The organism is Stenotrophomonas sp. SY1 (genome assembly GCF_021202945.1).
Classification (GTDB): domain Bacteria; phylum Pseudomonadota; class Gammaproteobacteria; order Xanthomonadales; family Xanthomonadaceae; genus Stenotrophomonas.
Genome location: NZ_JAJOYR010000001.1, coordinates 2,405,975 through 2,423,061, shown reverse-complemented (window position 1 = coordinate 2,423,061; position 17,087 = coordinate 2,405,975). Strand labels below are relative to the sequence as shown.

Sequence of the window (17,087 nt, the reverse complement as noted above, 5' to 3'; positions counted from 1 at the left end):
GTCAGATCACCTCAAGCTCGGCGCTCAACGCACCGGCCTGCTTGAGTGCTTCCAGGATGGCGATCAGGTCACCCGGTGCGGCGCCGACCTCATTGACCGCGCGCACGATTTCATCCAGCGTCGCGCCGCCATCGAAGCGGAACATGCGGCTGCCTTCATTGCTGGCGGTGATGGTCGATTGCGGCACGGCCACGGTCTGGCCGCCGGCAAAGGCGTTTGGCTGGCTGATCTGCGCCGATTCGCTGACGGTCACCGTCAAGGAGCCGTGGGCGATCGCGGCCGGGCTGACCCGCACCTGCGCGCCGATCACCACGGTGCCGGTGCGTGAGTTGACCACCACCCGCGCCGGCGCAGTGCCTGGCGAGAGCTCCACGTTTTCGATACGCGCCAGCATGCCGATGCGCGCGCCGGGGTCGGTTGGCGCCTGCACGGCGACGGTGACGCCATCAACCGCACGCGCGGCACCATCGCCGAAGGTTGAGTTCAACGCGCTGACCATCCGCGAGACGGTGGTGAAATCGTTCTGGTGCAGGTTCAGGGTGATTTCGCTGGCGCCGGCAAACACGTCGGGCAGGGCGCGCTCGACGGTGGCACCGTTGGGGATGCGGCCGACGCTGGGAATGTTGACCGACATGCGCGAGCCGTCCTTGCCCTGCGCACCGAAACCACCGACCACCAGGTTGCCCTGGGCGATGGCGTAGACCTGGCCGTCGGCGCCTTTCAGCGGCGCCATCAACAGCGAACCACCGCGCAGCGATACCGCGTTGCCGACCGAGGACACGGTGATGTCGATGGCCTGGCCTGGCTTGGCGAATGGCGGCAACTCGGCGTGGATCGCGACGGCGGCAACGTTCTTCAACTGTGGGTTGACGTTGGACGGCACGTTGACGCCGAGTTCGCCCAGCAGGTTCTTCAGGCTCTGCACGGTGAACGGTGCCTGGCTGGTGCGGTCACCGCTGCCATCCAGGCCAACCACCAGGCCGTAACCCACCAGCGCATTGCCGCGCACGCCGCCGACCTGGGCAAGGTCCTTGATGCGCTCGGCATGGGCGGGCAGGGCGCAGGCCACGGCCAGCACCAGCAACGCGCTACGGAGAAAAGGGAAAGTACGCATGGTCATGCTCAGAACAGCGCGAACGCTGAGTTGAAGAAGCGGCCCAGCCAACCCATCGCGTTGGACTGGGCAACCGCGCCACGGCCACCGTAGACGATGCGCGCATCAGCAACGCGGCTGGAGGGAATGGTGTTCTCGGTGCTGATGTCGGCTGCGCGTACCACGCCCTGGATCTGCACCAGTTCATCGCCCTGGTTCAGGCGCAGGTTCTTCTGCCCCTGCACTACCAGATTGCCGTTGGGCAGGCGCTGGATCACCGTGACGGTCACATTGCCTTGCAGGCGGTTGCTCTGCGCGCTGTTGCCCTTGCCGGTGAAATCGCGTTCGCCGCCGGCCGATGCGCTGAGGATGTCCTTGCCGCCCAGCGTGACCGGTGCGCCGAACAGCGTTGGCGACCCGATCTCGATGTTCGAGTCCTTGCTGATGGCGGTACTTGCGGTGGTGGTGGCGGTGGTGTTCTCGACCAGGGTGATGGTCAGCAGGTCACCAACATCACGCGCACGCCGGTCGCCGTAAAGATTCAGGCCAGGCCCTGCGGCGTAGATGGCGCCGGCGCTGGGCGTGGCCGCGGGCGCGACGATGGGCTGGATCGGCGCCATCATCGGGTAGGGGCGGACATCTCCGGCCAGCGTGCAGCCACCCAGCAGGGCGACGGATACGGCGACGGAAAGATGGCGCAGCAACGTGGTGCGGTTCATGACGGGACTCCTGGGCAGCTCAGACGTTGTTGTTGAGGTAGCCGAGCATCGAGTCGGTGGTGGAGATGGCCTTCGCATTCATTTCATAGGCGCGCTGGGTTTCGATCATCGACACCAGTTCTTCGACCACATTGACGTTGCTGCCTTCCAGCGCACCCTGCACGACACTGCCCAGGCCGTTGAGGCCGGGTGTTCCGTTCTGGGCGGGGCCGGAGGCGGTGGTTTCCAGGTACAGGTTTTCGCCCTTGGATTGCAGGCCCGCCGGGTTGATGAAATCGGTGAGCGTCAAGGAGCCGATTTCCACCGAGGCCGCTTCGCCGGCCATCTTCACGCTGATGGTGCCGTCGGTGCCGATGGTCATCGACTGCGCCCCTTCGGGGATCTGGATGCCCGGCTGCACCGGATAACCACTGTTGGTGACCATCTCGCCCTGGGCGTTGATCTGGAAGCTGCCGTCGCGCGTGTAGGCGGAAGTGCCGTCGGGCATCATCACTTCGAAGAAGCCGCGCCCATTGACCATCACATCCATCGCGCGCCCGGTCTGCTGCTGGCTGCCCTGTTCGAAGTGCTTGGACGTGGCGACCACGCGCACACCGGTACCCAGCTGCAGGCCAGTCGGCAACTGCGTCTGCGCCGAGGAGGAACCACCGGGCTGTCGCACCTGCTGATAGAGCAGGTCTTCAAAGCTGGCGCGGTCACGCTTGAATCCGGTGGTGTTGGTGTTGGCCAGGTTGTTGGAGACAACGGACATGCGCGTCTGTTGCGCGTCCAGGCCGGTCTTTGCGACCCACAATGCCTGATTCATGGTGCGGTTCCTCTGCTGCTGATGCCGGCCACGGCGGCCCTTGCCGTAGTCAATGCATGGGCCGTGCCAGAAATGGCGGCGGGATGTTGGCGCCGGATGCAGCGCTGTCGTAGGAGCGGCCTTGGCCGCGAAGCGCGTGGCGTCGGAAGCGTCGTGCCGATGGCGATTTGGGGAATCGCGATTCGCGCTGTTGTTGCGGTGGCGCCGGTTTCGCGGCTTACGCCACTCCTGCGAGGGCGCGTGTCCCCTGCTACTTGTAGGAGCGGCGTCAGCCGCGAAGCACGCAGCACGGAGCGCGCCATGTCATCGCTGATCCAGGGATGGCGATTGGTGCTGTTGTTCCCGCATTGCCAGCCTCGCGGCCAAGGCCGCTCCTACGGCGGCGAGCGCTCCTCACTTCTTGTAGGAGCGGCGTGAGCCGCGAAGCTCGTAGCAGAAAGAAGCGCCTTGAAAATGGCGACGCCAGGATCGCGGATGTTGCTGTTGTTCCGGCATCATCAGCTTCGCGGCTTACGCCGCTCCTACAATTCGCGTCAGCCGTTCAGTCGCAGCAGGGTGTTGGCACTGCGCGCATTCTCGTCACCGTGCTTGATGACCTTCACCTGCATCTCGAACTGACGCTGTAGCTGGATCATCTGCACCAGTGCGCCGGCGGCATCCACATTGCTGGATTCCAGCACGCCGCTGTCCAGTGATTTGCCCTGCGCCTGGGCGAATGGCTGTTGCGGGGTGGTGTTGCGCATCAGGCCATCGAGGCCGCGGGTCAGCTGTTCGTTGTCCGCATCCACCACGCGCAGGCGGCCTATCATGGCCATGGTCTGCGGGCCTTCGCCCAGCGGGATGATCGACAAGGTGCCGTCATGACCGATCTCGATCGCTTGGTGCGGCGGCACCGCAACCGGGTTGCCGTTCTCATCGAGCACGGCATTGCCTTCGGCGGTGACAAGCTGCCCATTGGGGGTCAACGACAGCGCGCCGCCGCGTGTATAGGCCTCGCTGCCATCGACCGATTGCACGGCCAGCCAGTTGCCCGGCTGCAACGACAGATCCAATGCATTGCCGGTGATCTGCTGCGCACCGACGCGGCGGTTGAAACCTGCATCCACGTGCAGTGCATCCACGCGCGAAGCAAAGCCCGGCCCCTGGATGCGGAATGCCTCGGTGTTTGCCAGCGCTTCCTTGAAGCCGGGGGTGTTGGCATTGGCCAGGTTGTGCGAGACGGTGGATTGCGCCTGAAGCGAGGCGCGGGCACCGGTCATGGCGACGTAAAGGGCTTTGTCCATCTGGGGGCCGGTATGAGGGAGTCGGGGTTGGGGATTGGTGAATCAGGGGCGGGTGAGGCTTTCGCCATCTCCCGCTCCCGGGTTCCTCAATCCCTGCGTCATCAACGGATGTTGATGATCGTCTGGGTGATCTGGTCCTGCGTGGAAACCATCTGCGCGTTGGCCTGGAAGTTGCGCTGGGCCACGATCATGTTCACCAGCTGCTCGGTCAGGTCCACGGTCGAGGCTTCCAGTGAGCCGGCCTGGATCTGGCCCAGGTCCGAGCTGTCCGGTGCACCGGTACGCGGGCTGCCGGAGGAGAAGGTCTCAACCCACAGGTTGTTGCCCTGGTTCTGCAGGCCCTGCGGATTGTTGAACGTGGTCAGCGCCACCTGGCCCAGCGGCTTGTCATCGCCGTTGGAGTAACGCGCGTAGACGACGCCTTCCTCGGAGATGCTGATCTCGTTGAGCTTGCCCGCCGCGTAGCCGTCCTGGCGGGTATCGCGCATGGCGAACTTCTCGCCGTACTGGGTCGAGCCGGAAAGATCCAGGGTCAGGTTGACCACGCCGGCGCCGGTGCTGGGGGTGAACGGATCCAGTGTGACGCGGCCGTTGGCCGGGTTGGTCAGCGTGCCGCTGTCGGAGAACTGCAGGAGGGTCGGTGTGCCGGCCGGCTGGCCGTCGACGTAGTTGTGCACTTCCCATTCGTTGGCGTTGGCGGTCTTCACGAAGTAGGACGTCTGCATGTGGCTCACGCCCAGCGAGTCATACACGGTCACGCCGCCGGTGGAATGGTTGTAGCTGTTGGAGTCGGTCGGGTCGAAGGTGCCCACCGTCGGCTCGGCGGCGTTGCCGGGCAGGGTGAAGGCCATGTTGACCAGGCTGCTCTGCTTGGGCGGGCTGTCGGTGGTCAGCAGTTGCAGGTCGGTGAGCTGGCCATCGAAGCGCGTGCCGTCTGCGCTGGGGGCGAACACCTGCAGGCGTGCACCCTGCGGATTGACCACGTAACCGTTGTTGTCGGTCTGGAAGTTGCCGGCGCGCGAGTACACGCGGCTGCCGTTCATGCTCATGGTGAAGAAGCCTTCGCCTTCCACCGCCAAGTCCAGGCTGCGGCCGGTCTGGTCGATGTTGCCCTGCGAGAACTGCTGGGCAACGTTGGTCAGGCGCACGCCCGAGCCGATGGCATTGCTCGACAGGCCATAGCTGGTCGAGTTGAACATGTCGGCGAATTCGGCGCGCGATTCCTTGAAGCCGGTGGTGTTGACGTTGGCGATGTTGTTGGCGGTGACGTTCAGGTCAGCGTTGGCGGCATTGATGCCGGACAGCGATACGTTGAAACCCATGATGGTTACTCCTGGCGAATGCGTGGGTTGGCTCAGCTGATGCGGAGCACGTAGTCGAGCGGGGCGGTGCCCAGATCCTTGAGATTCAGGTACAGGCCGTCCGAGCCGACGGTCACGCTCTCGACTTCGGCCTGAACGTAGGTGCTGAGCTTGCTTTGCGCGCCACTGGAGTCGGTGTGGGTAGCAGTCAGCGTGTAGCTGCCGGCGGGCATGCGCTTGCCGTCGGCGTCGGTGCCGTCCCAGTCGAAAGCCACTTCACCGGCGGCGTCGGCGGTGACGCTGAGCTGGTCCACCTTCACGCCATTGGCATCGGTGATGTCGATGGTGACGGTGCCGGGGCTCGGGGCGGCTACGGTGCCGCTGGCATTGCCTTCCTCGCCCAGCGAGAGCTTGGTCGAAGGGACCAGCACTTCATGGCCGACCAGTGCCGCACCACGCAGGATCTGGTCGCTGGACATCGCGCTCTGGAAGCCCTTGACCGTGTTGTTGAGATCGGTGATGCCCTGCACGGTGGACAGCTGCGCCATCTGCGCAACCATCTGGCTGTTGTCCATCGGCTTGGTGGGGTCCTGATGCTGCAACTGGGTGGTCATCAGTTTCAGGAAGTCGGCCTGGTCGAGGCTGTCCTTCTTCTTGGTGTTGGCGGTGGTCTGGCCGGTAAGGCCGAGTGAACCGTAAAGGTCGGTGTTGACGCTGGTCATGTCTGTTGATTCCGGAAAGAGGTGCCTCAGCGGCCCATGGTCAACGTGGCCAGGGCAAGCTCCTTGGCAGTGCTGAGCATTTCCACACCGGCCTGGTAATTGCGTGAGGTGGAGATCAGATTGACCATCTGCGCCACCGGGTCGACGTCCGGCGAATAGACATAGCCTTCGCCATCTGCCAGCGGGTGGTTGGGCTCGTAGCGCTTGATCGGTGGTGCATCGCTTTGCGCGATTTCCTTGACCTGCACGCCGGTGAGGTTCGGGTCATGGCGGCTGGTGACAGCCTGGAACACCGGCTCCAGCGGCTTGTACACCGCTTCGGGCGAACCGGCGACCGAGTCGGCGTTGGACAGGTTGGAGGCAATGGTGCTCATGCGCACGGACTGCGCCTGCAACGCGGAGCCGGCGATATCGAAGATCGGTAGATTGCTCATGGCGGTAGCCCTTACTGGCCGGTGATCGCGGTGAGCATGGAGCGCACCTTGGATTCGACGAAGCTCAGTGACGCGCGGTATTCCAGCGCGGCGCGGCCGTAAGCGGCACGCTCGACGTCGGGATCGACGGTGTTGCCGTCCAGGCTAGGCTGCGCCGCCTCGCGGGTGATCTGGAACGGGTTGAGTCCATCGCCGCCGATGGCGTAATGCCGCTCGGCGGTGGTGGTCATCAGCGCGTTGCTGCTGGCGCCCTGGGCATGGCGCAGGGCGGCGTCAAAGTCGAGATCACGGGCTTTGTAGCCGGGGGTATCGGCGTTGCTGAGGTTGCCGGCGATCAGCTTCATGCGCTGCTCGCGCAGCGGCATGGCCTGGGCATGGATGCCCAGGTAGTCGGAAATCAGGTTGGGCATGATGCGCCTCCCACGGAACGTTGCCGGGGAAGCTGCAAGGCTTGTGCCAGAAGGGCGGTGGCGAGGCAGCCGGAGGCTGCGGGATGTGGCGACAGATACAAGACAAAAAAAAGCAGAAGCAGAAGCTTCCCCTCATCCGCCCTACGGGCACCTTCTCCCGTATACGGGAGAAGGGAGGGCCGTTCCGGTTTTGCCTGGCCTGGAGCTTCCCTGTCTTGTTCAGGTATCGCCAGGGCGTATTAACGCCGAACTCGAAGCGCGCCTTGGGAACAGGCAATCACATCCCTTCTCCCGTCTACGGGAGAAGGTGCCCGAAGGGCGGATGAGGGCGTTCCTGCTCCAGCTCTTTGTCCTGCTGAAGCCTCACGCCTGCTGCTGAGCCACCACCCGCAGCCGTGCCAGCACAAAGTCGGCCAACTCATGCGGGCTGTACTTGGCGACAAAGGCATTGGCGCCCACACGTTCGACCATGGCGTTGTTGAACACGCCCGACAGGGAGGTGTGCAGCAGCACATACAAGCCGGCCAGGCCGGCATGGCGGCGGATTTCCGTCGTCAGGGTGTAACCGTCCATCGCCGGCATCTCGATGTCGGAGATCACCATGGCGTAACGCTGCGCCGGGTCCTCGCCGGCGGCCTGGATCTGCAGCAGGTGCTCCAGCGCCTGCTTGCCGTCGGAGAGCAGGGTGGCGGTGACACCGAGCTGGTCGAGCACGCTGCGGATCTGCTGGCGTGCCACGCGCGAGTCGTCCACGACCAGTACCTGCATCGGCGGCGCATCGGCCGGCAGGGCCATCGAGGGGTCGAGGATGGCTTCGCCGCGCAGCTGGGCGATGTCGGCCAGCACGCTTTCCACGTCGATCACCTGGATCAGCTCGCCCTGGAAGCGCGTCACCGCCGTCAGATAGGTGGACTCGGCGCCCAGCTCCGGCGGCGGATGGATGTCTTCCACCGCGATGTTGACGATGCGCTCCACCCCGCTGACCAGGAAGCCCTGCACCGAACGGTTGAACTCGGTCACCACCAGGTAGCCCGGCGCGGTGTCGGCCTCGGGCTCGCGTTCCGGGTGGCCGATGGCCAGGCCCAGGTCCAGCACAGGTACCGAACGGCCACGCACGTCAGCCACGCCGGCAAACTGCGGTGGTAGCCCGGGTACATGGAACAGGGCCGGGCGGCGCAGCACCTCCTGCACCTTGAACACGTTCACGCCAAAAAGCTGACGGCCGCCAAGACGGAACAGCAGTAGAGCGAGGCGGTTGTGGCCGGCCAGGCGGGTGCGCTGGTCGATCCGGTTGAGCAGGTCTTGTGACATGCCCCGGTATCGGCGCAGAGGCGCGGCAACTTGAGCCGGGTCGGCGAGGCACGTTTTGGCACGGCACTTGCCTGTAGCCGGGTTGTGAATTGTTGGAGTGCCATCCGCATGCGCCTGCTGCTTTGTTTATGTCTGTTGCTGCCCGCTGTTGCCCAGGCGGGCGCATTCCAGTCGGTCGAATCGATCCGTGTCGCCGCGCTCGGCACGCTGGCGCCGGGTGAGCAGGGCGAGGCGGGTGTGGACGCGGGCCTGCGTCTGCCTGCCTGTCCGGTGCCGCTGCAGGCCAAGGCCACCGCCAACACCACGGTGGAAGTGGGTTGCCCGCAGTCCGGCGGCTGGCGCCTGTTCGTGCCGGTGAAAGTCCGCCGCGAGCAGCAGGTGCTGGTGCTCACGCGTGGGGTTGCCGCTGGAGAAATGCTTGGCGCTGCCGATATCGGCAAGGTGCGGCGTGATACCGCGCGGCTCTCCGGGGCGGTACTGACCACCCCGGAGGCTGCCGTCGGTCAGGTCGCGCGCCGTTCGCTGGCTGCAGGCAGTCTGCTGTCGGCCACCGATCTGGTGGCACCGCGCATCGTACGGCGCGGCGACAATGTGGCACTGCTGTCCCGTCGTGGCGGTGTGGAAGTGCGCATGGCCGGGCGCGCATTGGGCGAGGCCGGGCAGGGCGAACGGGTCTCGGTGGAGAACCTGTCTTCACGCCGGGTGATGCAGGGTGTGGCCCTGCCCGGTGGCGATGTGCTGGTCAGCCGATAGAGCCCTAAAGAACCGCGTCTCCGTGCCGTTAACCTTTTCGAACCGAATTCAGGATTTCCATCACATGAGCCAGAAAATCGACGGTGGAATCGCAGCCGCAGCCCAGCTGCGCAGCGTTGCGATCAATACCAAGGTGGCCCCGGCCGGCGAATCCAAGACCGAGGCGGTGCAGGCTGCCGACAGCGTGCGCCTTACCGGCGAAGCCACCCAGCTGCAGGCCGTACAGCGTGAACTGAGCGTGGCCCCGGCCATTGATCCGGCCCGCGTGCAGGCCGTACGCGAGGCGCTGGAGAACGGCAGCTACCGGATCAACGCCGACGCCATTGCTTCACGCATGCTGGACCTGGACCAGCAGCTTCAGGGATGAACCTGTCCATGGGTGATCCGCTGCAACGGCTGAGCGAGGCGCTGGACCGGGAGCAGAAGGCGCTGGTCGAACACGACGTCGCCGCCCTGGTCGCCGCCACCGGCACCAAGCTGGATGCGCTGCGTGAGCTCGAGCGGCAACCGCCGCTGGAGCAGGCCGAACGGCTGAAAGAGCTGGCTGATCGCAACCAGGCCAATGGTGCGCTGCTGGCCCGCCGCCGCCGCGAAGTGAACTGGGCATTGCGCCAACTGGGCCGTAGTGAAGACGCGCCGGCCTATGACGCCAAGGGCCAGGCCCAGACGCTGCACGCCCGGCGCCCCCTCGCGGTGGCCTGACCTCACCGGTAGAGCCGAGCCACGCTCGGCCGGGCCTCCCGGTGGCGCTCCAGCCTCGCATGGCCCGCCGCTACCGTGCCCCCGTCCGGTAACACCCTGCCGGGCGCAGCTCGGCGCTGCCGTGTATGCGACCGGCAGCGATGCGCATGTCGCATCCGGCTATAGTGGCGGCCCCGTCCCAAGCTGCTGTGTCCGCCCGTGATCCAGATCGACAGTTCCTCCCTTGCCCCGATGCCGTCCATCAACGCGTTGCGCGCATTGGGCGAGCGTGTCCGGCACGGCATGCTGGTATTCAATGGCAGGCTGGAAGTGAGCATCGCCAACCAGCTGGCGCGGGAACTGTTCGGTGTGGACGCAAGCGGCAGCGCCGGCCTGGCGCGTGCGCTGGAAGCCCTGCTGCCGCCGTTCGCATTGGCGCAATCGCGCGAGAGCGGTACCTGGGTGGGCAGTTTGCCCATCGGCGAGCGGGTGATCACCGTGCACCTGCACCACCACGCCGATGCCAACGGCGAAGCCTTCCTGGCGTTGTTCCAGCACATCGAAGGTCCGGAAGACTACGAGCGTGAGCTGCAACAGCGTCATGCCGAGCTGCGTCAAGCCTATTTGCGGCTCAATGGCGCGCAGGAAAAGCTGCTGCAGTCGGAGAAGATGGCTTCCATCGGCCAGCTGGCCGCCGGCGTCGCGCATGAGATCAACAACCCCATCGGCTACGTGCATTCCAACCTGGGCAGTCTGCAGGAGTACCTGCGCAGTCTGTTCACGGTGATCGAATCCTACGAGCGCGCCCTGCGCGCGCCGGATCCCAAGGCGCTGATCGCCGAGATCGATGACATCCGCGACCGTCTGGACATCGACTTCATCAGCCGCGACCTCCCGCAGCTGATGGCCGAATCCCGCGAAGGCATCGAGCGGGTGACGCGCATCGTGCGCGACCTGAAGGATTTTTCGTACTCCGGGCGTGACGAGTCGTGGAAGCTGGTGGATCTGCATGCCGGCCTGGAATCGACCATCAACATCATCTGGAACGAGCTCAAGTACAAGGTCACGCTGGAGCGCCGTTACGGCGAGCTGCCGATGATCGAATGCCTGCCCTCGGAGTTGAACCAGGTCTACATGAACCTGCTGCTCAATGCCGGCCATGCCATTGCCGATCGCGGCAACATCGCCGTCAGTACCGGCGTGGAAGGCGATGAGGTGTGGGTGGAGTTCCAGGACGATGGAGCGGGTATTTCACCGGAGCTGCACCAGCGCATCTTCGACCCGTTCTTCACCACCAAACCTGTTGGCAGCGGCACCGGTTTGGGCCTGTCGATCTCCTACGGCATCATCAACAAGCACCATGGCCGCATTGACCTGCAAAGCACGGTCGGTGAGGGCTCGCGCTTCCGTGTGGTACTGCCGGTTCGCCAGCCGAAGTAACAGCGCCGGAAAATCACTGCAGGAGCGGCGTAAGCCGCGAAGCCAATGTTGCGGCCGTTGCAGAAGCGGCACGCAGTCGCAGGCGCTGCTGTCGCCAGTTGCCCCGGTTTGGTTGCTTACGGCGCTCCTGCAGCAGCACCTGCGCGAGCTTACGCCGGAACCCCGCCGCGCCTTTCATCATGCGTGCGGAACGCCTGGCGGATATGTTCGCGCAGTTCGTCGTCGTTCCACGGTTTGGTCAGGAACCGATAGATCGCGCCACGGTTGATCGCGTCGGTCACCGTGTTGAGATCGGTGTAGCCGGAGAGGACCAGGCGGATGGTGTCCGGGTACAGCATCTTCACCCGGCCCAGGAATTCGGTACCACTCATGTCGCTCATGCGCTGGTCGGAAAGGATCACCTGCACATCGTTGATCGCCAACAGGTCGAAGGCATCGCGCACATTGCCGGCGGCCAGGATGCGGTAGCCGTCTCGACGGAACAGGCGCACCAGCGAGCGCAGCACGTTCTCCTCGTCGTCGAGCAGCAGCAGGGTGCGGTCCGGCCGGGTTTCGGCGAAGGCTTCCGGTCGCAGGTAACGACGACGCAAGGTCATGCCAGCGGCGTCGGCCGACATCGGTTCGCCGAACAGATAGCCCTGGAACACATCGCAGTCGTTGCGACGCATGAAGCCGAGCTGCGCCTGGGTCTCCACGCCGTTGGCAATCACCGTCATGCCCAGCTGGTGGCCCATGGCGATGATGGCGCGGCTGATCGCCGCCTCGCGGTTGGCTGCTGGCGCACTCTTGATGAAGCTGCGGTCGATCTTGAGCTTGTCCACCGGGTAACGAACCAGCGCGCTCAGGCTCGAGTCGCCGGTGCCGAAGTTGTCCAGGCTCAGGCTGATGCCTTCATTGCGCAGGTTGGCCAGGGTTTCGTGGACGAAATTGACGTTGTTGGTCAACGCGCTTTCGTTGATCTCAAGGGTCAGCATGCGTGGCGGTACGCCGATGGACTGCAGCAGTGCCATCACTTCGGTGAAGAAGCTGGGCCGCAACAGCTGCAGCGTGGAAACGTTGACCGCCACGTTGAAGTCTTCGAAGCCTTGGTCACGCCAGGTGCGTGCCTGGCGCAGGGTCGTTTCCAGGACCCAGCTGCCGATCTGCACGATGATGCCCAGCCGCTCCGCGGTGCGCATGAAGCGCTCCGGCACCAGCATGCCCAAGGTGGGCGACTGCCAGCGCAGCAGGGCCTCCATGCCGATCACGTGGCCGTCGCGTGCGCTGACCAGTGGCTGGTAGCGCAGCCGCAGCTCGCCGTTTTCGATGGCGTCGATCAGTTGTCTTGAAATGATGCTTTCGCTATGCGCGCTGCTGGGCTTGTGCAGCACATGCACATGCACCGCATTGCCGCCTTCGCGGCTGGCCTGGTGCAGGGCATCTTCGGCCAGGTCGAGCAGTGCGTTGGCGTTGCGGGCGTGTTCCGGGCACAGGCTCACGCCGATCTTGCCGGTCAGGAACAGCGTGTAGGGCAGTACGGAGAGCGGCAGTTCCATCTGCTGGCGGATCTGCTCGGCAAACTCTTCCGGCGCGGGCACGTCACTGGTGCGCTCCACCGCCAGCAGGAACTCGTCACTGCCATGCCGCCACAGGCGTCCGCGCCCGTCCAGGAAGGCGCGCAGCCGTTCGGCGATCAGCACCAGCGCCTGGTCGCCCACTTCAGCGCTCATGTTCTCGTTGACCGAGGCGAAGTGGTCGATGTCCAGGTGCAGCAGGATCAATGGCGGGCCGTTGCGGTTTGCCGCTTCGACCAGCGCGGTCAGTTCGGGGTTGCCCGCTCCCAGGCGGGCGGCCCGCGCGTCATTGCGATCAACACTGGAGGGCGGGTTGTAATTCCACATATGAACTGTGTCCTGATACGGCGGGTCAGCAGGCGGCAGATGAGCAGGGCAGGCGCAGATTGATGCAGGTGCCTTCACCCGGTGCGGTTTCAATGTGCAGGCTGCCGCCGGCACTCTGCGCACGCTCGCGCATTACGATCATGCCCAGGCCACGCGGCGCAGCCAGGTCGAAACCTTCGCCGTCATCGATCACCTGCAGGTGCAGCTCGCCGTCGCCGCCGTCGCGCAGCAGCAGCGAGACCTGGCTGGCGCGGGCGTGGCGCAGCGCATTGGTCAGGCTTTCCTGGGCGATGCGGAAGCAGGCCTGCTCCACCTCATTGCTGGGCCGGTGCGACAAGGTGTCCACGTGCAGCAGCAGTTCCACCGGGGTGGCGCGGAACAGCATGCCGGCCTGCCAACGCAGTGCAGCTTCCAGGCCCAGGGCATCGAGTTGGGGTGGGCGCAGCAGCATCGACAGGTTGCGCAGCTTGGTGACGGTGCTGTCGGCCAGTTCGATGATCTGGTCGATATCCTCCTGACGGCGCGGGGTGTCCTCCTCATCGCGGGCGGCGCAGGCGGCCAGCTTCATCGCGGTGATGGCCTGGCCGATGTCATCGTGCAGGTCACGCGAAATCGAGCGTCGCTCGTCTTCCTGCACCGAGAACAGGCGCCCGGCCATGGCCTGCAGTTCGGCATTGCTGGTGGCCAGGGCGGTGCGTCCGCTTTCCAGCTCGCTCAGGTCGCGGACCACCACCAGGCGACAGACCGCGCCTTGATACTGGACACGCTGGAGGGCGAGTTCGGCACGGAACGACTGGCCGTCAGCACGCAGCAGCAGGCTCTGGGTGGTTGATACGTCGCCGGGGTTGGTCTCGGCGACGGGCAGGGCTTGCAGCAAACCGTCACTGGCGCACTGGCCGGGCTGGAGGCCGAGCAGGGCAGTCGCGGCCGGGTTGGTGTAACGCACGTGCTCGTCGCAGATGATCACCACGCCGTCGTGCAGGGCCGTTCCCAGCTGGTGCAGCAAGGCGTCCTTGCCGTCCCCGTCAGCCTTCGGTTGAACGATGGTTACTGCCGGCGTGGACGAACGAAGGCCCAGAAGCAGGGGGAAGGTGGCAAACAGTGCGACGAACATCACACTCCACGACACCCATTCGGTACCGTTTCCCGCATTGAACAGTGACATCCCGGCAGCGCCAGCCAATACCAGCCCGGCAATGATCAACGCCACGGCTTGGCGCCGCAGCCTGCGCTGGGACAAGGCGGAAACGGGGGCGGGAGCGGGTGAGGCCGGGCCGGCATCCATGAAGGCAAAGGAGTTTCGAGGCAACGACGCGCCATCTTAACGGCTCGCAGCCGGCCCGCACGACGTAATGCTCAATTCTGCCGGGATGTTGCCGTTATCGGTTAGGTCCCCGGATTGCCGGGCATGGAGATAGAGCGCGTGGACCGCGGCGTAATTGCAAGCCTGCTCCGCCACCCGTTGAACGCAGCCGTTGTGCTGCTGGATACGGCGGGCCTGCCTTTGGCAGTCAACGCGACGGCCCGGGAACTGGGGTTGCCGGGTCGCCTGTCGCGTTATCACGCACAACTGGAGGGCATGTGCCGCCTGGCCCAGCAGCAGGGTCCGGTGAACTGCCCCTTGCCCGGCCAAGGCCAGCGCCTGGACGGTTGGCTCAGTGCGATCCAGCAGCCGTCGGGCGACGTGCTTGGTTATCTTTTCACCATTGCCAGCCTTGCCCGGGACCGGGACGCGCTCGTTGTAGAGGCATCGCAGGCCGCTGGCCATGACACCTGGGAATGGGATGTGGTGGCCGACATCCTGACCCGGAATCGGCTTGATACGACTTCGTCGGCGACAGGCAGCCAGGGCCTGCTGGACCAGGTTCACCCGGACGATCAATCCCGGCTGCGGCAGGCCATCGCCACCCACCTGCGCGAGCCGAAGACGCCATACTGCTGCCAGTTCCGGCTGCGTGATGCGCTGGGCCATTGGCGGTGGGTGCTGGATCGGGGCTGCGTGGTCAGCCGCAGCGCTGACGGCCAGCCACTGCGTCTGGTGGGAACCAGTACCGACATGCAGTGGTTGAAGTCGCTGGAACAGGAGCTGCATTCACAACAGGCGCTGTTGCGCCGCGCGCAACAGGTTGCCGGCATGGGCGACTGGGCCTGGGATTGCACGCAGCGGCGCATGCATTGGTCGGCCGAGTTCGCGGCGGCGATCGGTTGGGACGGCAGCGCCTTGCCAACGGACTGGCGCTGGTTGCGACTGCTGGCCGGCGACGCACGTCGTCAGCTGCTGAGCATCTGGCGACGCCTGCTTGACGATCCGCAACCGGCTGCCTTCGAGCTGAGCTGGGGGCAGGGCGCCCTTCAGCAACAATTGCAGATATGGCTTGAGCCCGAATGCGACAGCGCCGGCAGGTTGCGGCGGGTGATCGGCCAGGCGCAGGACATCAGTGGCCAGCGTCGGACCGATGCCCTGATTCGTTGGCGCACGGAACTACTCAATCGGGTTTCCGCGTTGGGCCGCATCGGTGGTTGCGAAATCGAAGTCGATACCCGGCTGATGCAGTGGACCGAGGAGTGCTATCGCATCCATGGCCTGCGCAAGGCGCCGCTCACGCTGGACCAGGCGCTGGCACTGTACACGCCGGACTCGCGTGACAGCTTCGAGGCGGCATTGGCGCGCATCGCCGATGGCGGGCTGCCCGAACAGCTGGACCTGTGCTTCTATCGCCCTTCCGGGCAGCGCGTATGGGTGCAGGTGTTGATTGAACTGGACACCCGCGAAGGGCTTCCGGAACGCCATGTGGTGCTGTTTCGTGACATCACCCGCGAGCGTGAGGCCGACGAACGGCTTGAACTGCTTGCCCATTACGACCTGCTCACCGGCTTGCCCAACCGCATGCTGCTGCGCGAGCAGGCGTCGGAAGCGATCATCGAGGCGCGCGAGCGTGGCGCAATCCTCGCAATGCTGTTCATCGACCTGGATGGTTTCAAGGCCATCAATGACACCTTTGGTCACGCCTGCGGCGACATCCTGCTGAAGTCGGCCGCCTCGCGGCTGCACCAGAACCTGCGCAACGCCGACCTGTTCGGACGTTTCAACGGCGATGAGTTCGTGGTCATCCTGCGCAACCTGGCCGAGGCCGAAGACGCAGGGCACGTGGCACGCAAGTTGATCGCCTCGCTGGCCGAGCCGCTGTACCGCGAAGACGTCACCCTCAAGGTGGGCGCCAGCGTGGGTATCGCGTTGCTGGATGACACCCACACCGAATTTGACAGCCTGTTGCGCGCCGCCGATGCGGCGATGCATGCGGCCAAGGAGGCCGGGCGCAACACGTACCAGTACTACAGCCAGGATGCGCTGGCGCGCACGCAACGGCGGCTGGAGATCGAACATGCGCTGGGCGGTGCCGTGGAGCGCGACGAGTTCAGCTTGGTCTACCAGCCACTGGTGCACGCGCATGGCGGGCAATTGCCTTCGATCGAAGCGCTGCTGCGCTGGAACAGCGACAGGCTCGGTCCTTGCAGCCCGGGCGAATTCATCCCGGTCGCTGAAAAGTGCGGGGAGATCATCCGCATTGGTGACTGGGTGCTGGAGGAGGCGTGCCGGCAGGCGGTTGCATGGCAGCAGGGCGGATTGCAGTTCGACCGCATCGCGGTGAATGTTTCGGCACTGCAACTCCGGGAGCGGGGTTTTGCCGAGCGCGTTGTCGCCATCTGCAATCGATATGGTTGGTCGCCGTCACGACTTGAGCTTGAACTGACCGAGTCGGCATTGATCCGTGACACCGATGCGCTGCGGCAGTGCTTCGACGTGTTCGAACGGCATGGCGTGCCGTTGGCGGTGGACGACTTCGGTACCGGCTTCTCCAACCTTCACTACCTCAACCGGTTTCCGGTGCAGCGCTTGAAGATCGATCGCAGTTTCGTCCAGGGCATGTTGCATGACGCCGGAACTGCCGAAGTCACCCAGGCGATCGTGCAGCTGGGTCACGCCCTGGGCATGCGTGTGGTTGCCGAAGGCGTGGAAACCGCTGCAGAGGCTGCGATGCTGCAACGGCAGGGTTGTGACGAGCTGCAGGGCTACCTGTTCTCACAGCCACTGCGCCCGCGCGAGATGGTGCAGTGGCTGCGTCACCGGCTGATGGAAGCTCCCAGCATCCCGTCCATGGTCATCCCCACTCAGATCAGCGCCGCGCTCTGATCGTTTCGTCCGAGCAGCGCGCCGCCGCTTTCGGGTTGATCGACCTGAAAGCCGCATCCCGAG

The 17,087-nt window shown here is 65.0% G+C and carries 15 protein-coding genes and 1 pseudogene; 5 read left to right on the top strand and 11 right to left on the bottom strand.

Annotated elements, in window-relative coordinates:
- Position 1: 1 nt before the first annotated feature.
- From LR961_RS10235 to LR961_RS10195, 9 genes are all read right to left on the bottom strand, one after another.
- Positions 2-1,114 carry a flagellar basal body P-ring protein FlgI gene (locus tag LR961_RS10235; protein ID WP_232148762.1) on the bottom strand — a complete coding sequence of 371 codons (1,113 nt, stop codon included), beginning with the start codon at positions 1,112-1,114 and terminating at the stop codon, positions 2-4.
- Positions 1,115-1,122: 8 nt separating this feature from the next.
- Entirely contained in the window at positions 1,123-1,812 is a 690-nt protein-coding gene (gene flgH / locus LR961_RS10230) for a flagellar basal body L-ring protein FlgH (RefSeq protein WP_232148761.1), read from the bottom strand.
- 19 nt (positions 1,813-1,831) lie between these two features.
- Positions 1,832-2,617, bottom strand: a complete 786-nt coding sequence (gene flgG / locus LR961_RS10225; protein ID WP_232148760.1) for a flagellar basal-body rod protein FlgG — start codon at positions 2,615-2,617, stop codon at positions 1,832-1,834.
- A gap of 533 nt (positions 2,618-3,150) precedes the next feature.
- Entirely contained in the window at positions 3,151-3,900 is a 750-nt protein-coding gene (locus LR961_RS10220; RefSeq protein ID WP_232148759.1) for a flagellar basal body rod protein FlgF, read from the bottom strand.
- A 101-nt stretch (positions 3,901-4,001) separates the two neighbouring features.
- Entirely contained in the window at positions 4,002-5,222 is a 1,221-nt protein-coding gene (flgE, locus tag LR961_RS10215) for a flagellar hook protein FlgE (RefSeq protein ID WP_232148758.1), read from the bottom strand.
- Positions 5,223-5,254: 32 nt separating this feature from the next.
- Complete coding sequence (locus LR961_RS10210) at positions 5,255-5,923, bottom strand: flagellar hook capping FlgD N-terminal domain-containing protein (RefSeq protein WP_232148756.1); 669 nt, start codon at positions 5,921-5,923, stop codon at positions 5,255-5,257.
- A 26-nt stretch (positions 5,924-5,949) separates the two neighbouring features.
- Entirely contained in the window at positions 5,950-6,357 is a 408-nt protein-coding gene (flgC, locus tag LR961_RS10205) for a flagellar basal body rod protein FlgC (RefSeq protein ID WP_232148755.1), read from the bottom strand.
- Between the two features lie 11 nt (positions 6,358-6,368).
- A complete protein-coding gene (gene flgB / locus LR961_RS10200; protein WP_232148754.1) occupies positions 6,369-6,767 on the bottom strand; it encodes a flagellar basal body rod protein FlgB in 399 nt (132 codons plus the stop codon).
- 363 nt (positions 6,768-7,130) lie between these two features.
- The gene (locus LR961_RS10195; RefSeq protein WP_232148753.1) at positions 7,131-8,078 is read right to left on the bottom strand and encodes a chemotaxis protein; all 948 of its coding nucleotides are present in this window, start codon (positions 8,076-8,078) and stop codon (positions 7,131-7,133) included.
- Between the two features lie 108 nt (positions 8,079-8,186).
- On the opposite strand from LR961_RS10195, the gene flgA reads away from it, so the two are divergent.
- The 4 genes from flgA (at position 8,187) to LR961_RS10175 (ending at position 10,952) form a co-directional block, all read left to right on the top strand.
- Complete coding sequence (gene flgA, locus LR961_RS10190) at positions 8,187-8,831, top strand: flagellar basal body P-ring formation chaperone FlgA (RefSeq protein ID WP_232148752.1); 645 nt, start codon at positions 8,187-8,189, stop codon at positions 8,829-8,831.
- A 64-nt stretch (positions 8,832-8,895) separates the two neighbouring features.
- Positions 8,896-9,198, top strand: coding sequence for a flagellar biosynthesis anti-sigma factor FlgM (flgM, locus tag LR961_RS10185; RefSeq protein WP_232148751.1), 303 nt, complete (start codon positions 8,896-8,898; stop codon positions 9,196-9,198).
- The gene (locus LR961_RS10180) at positions 9,195-9,533 is read left to right on the top strand and encodes a flagellar protein FlgN (protein ID WP_232148750.1); all 339 of its coding nucleotides are present in this window, start codon (positions 9,195-9,197) and stop codon (positions 9,531-9,533) included. Before flgM ends, LR961_RS10180 begins: the two co-directional genes overlap by 4 nt.
- 231 nt (positions 9,534-9,764) lie before the next feature.
- Entirely contained in the window at positions 9,765-10,952 is a 1,188-nt protein-coding gene (locus LR961_RS10175) for an ATP-binding protein (RefSeq protein WP_232149307.1), read from the top strand.
- 149 nt (positions 10,953-11,101) lie between these two features.
- Here the strand turns inward: LR961_RS10175 and LR961_RS10170 are convergent, their stop codons facing one another.
- On the bottom strand, positions 11,102-12,832 hold the full coding sequence (locus LR961_RS10170; protein ID WP_232148749.1) for an EAL domain-containing protein: 1,731 nt from the start codon (positions 12,830-12,832) through the stop codon (positions 11,102-11,104).
- A gap of 25 nt (positions 12,833-12,857) precedes the next feature.
- A pseudogene (locus tag LR961_RS10165) lies at positions 12,858-13,814 on the bottom strand (sensor histidine kinase); the annotation flags it as partial.
- A gap of 441 nt (positions 13,815-14,255) precedes the next feature.
- Here LR961_RS10165 and LR961_RS10160 point away from each other — a divergent pair.
- Entirely contained in the window at positions 14,256-17,024 is a 2,769-nt protein-coding gene (locus tag LR961_RS10160) for a GGDEF domain-containing phosphodiesterase (protein WP_232149306.1), read from the top strand.
- Positions 17,025-17,087: the final 63 nt, after the last annotated feature.

Bases quoted from the DNA above. Each gene is read 5' to 3' on its own strand.
- LR961_RS10235 (WP_232148762.1), bottom strand. From the start codon at position 1,114: ATGCGTACTTTCCCTTTTCTCCGTAGCGCGTTGCTGGTGCTGGCCGTG.
- flgH (WP_232148761.1), bottom strand. From the start codon at position 1,812: ATGAACCGCACCACGTTGCTGCGCCATCTTTCCGTCGCCGTATCCGTC.
- flgG (WP_232148760.1), bottom strand. From the start codon at position 2,617: ATGAATCAGGCATTGTGGGTCGCAAAGACCGGCCTGGACGCGCAACAG.
- LR961_RS10220 (WP_232148759.1), bottom strand. From the start codon at position 3,900: ATGGACAAAGCCCTTTACGTCGCCATGACCGGTGCCCGCGCCTCGCTT.
- flgE (WP_232148758.1), bottom strand. From the start codon at position 5,222: ATGGGTTTCAACGTATCGCTGTCCGGCATCAATGCCGCCAACGCTGAC.
- LR961_RS10210 (WP_232148756.1), bottom strand. From the start codon at position 5,923: ATGACCAGCGTCAACACCGACCTTTACGGTTCACTCGGCCTTACCGGC.
- flgC (WP_232148755.1), bottom strand. From the start codon at position 6,357: ATGAGCAATCTACCGATCTTCGATATCGCCGGCTCCGCGTTGCAGGCG.
- flgB (WP_232148754.1), bottom strand. From the start codon at position 6,767: ATGCCCAACCTGATTTCCGACTACCTGGGCATCCATGCCCAGGCCATG.
- LR961_RS10195 (WP_232148753.1), bottom strand. From the start codon at position 8,078: ATGTCACAAGACCTGCTCAACCGGATCGACCAGCGCACCCGCCTGGCC.
- flgA (WP_232148752.1), top strand. From the start codon at position 8,187: ATGCGCCTGCTGCTTTGTTTATGTCTGTTGCTGCCCGCTGTTGCCCAG.
- flgM (WP_232148751.1), top strand. From the start codon at position 8,896: ATGAGCCAGAAAATCGACGGTGGAATCGCAGCCGCAGCCCAGCTGCGC.
- LR961_RS10180 (WP_232148750.1), top strand. From the start codon at position 9,195: ATGAACCTGTCCATGGGTGATCCGCTGCAACGGCTGAGCGAGGCGCTG.
- LR961_RS10175 (WP_232149307.1), top strand. From the start codon at position 9,765: ATGCCGTCCATCAACGCGTTGCGCGCATTGGGCGAGCGTGTCCGGCAC.
- LR961_RS10170 (WP_232148749.1), bottom strand. From the start codon at position 12,832: ATGTGGAATTACAACCCGCCCTCCAGTGTTGATCGCAATGACGCGCGG.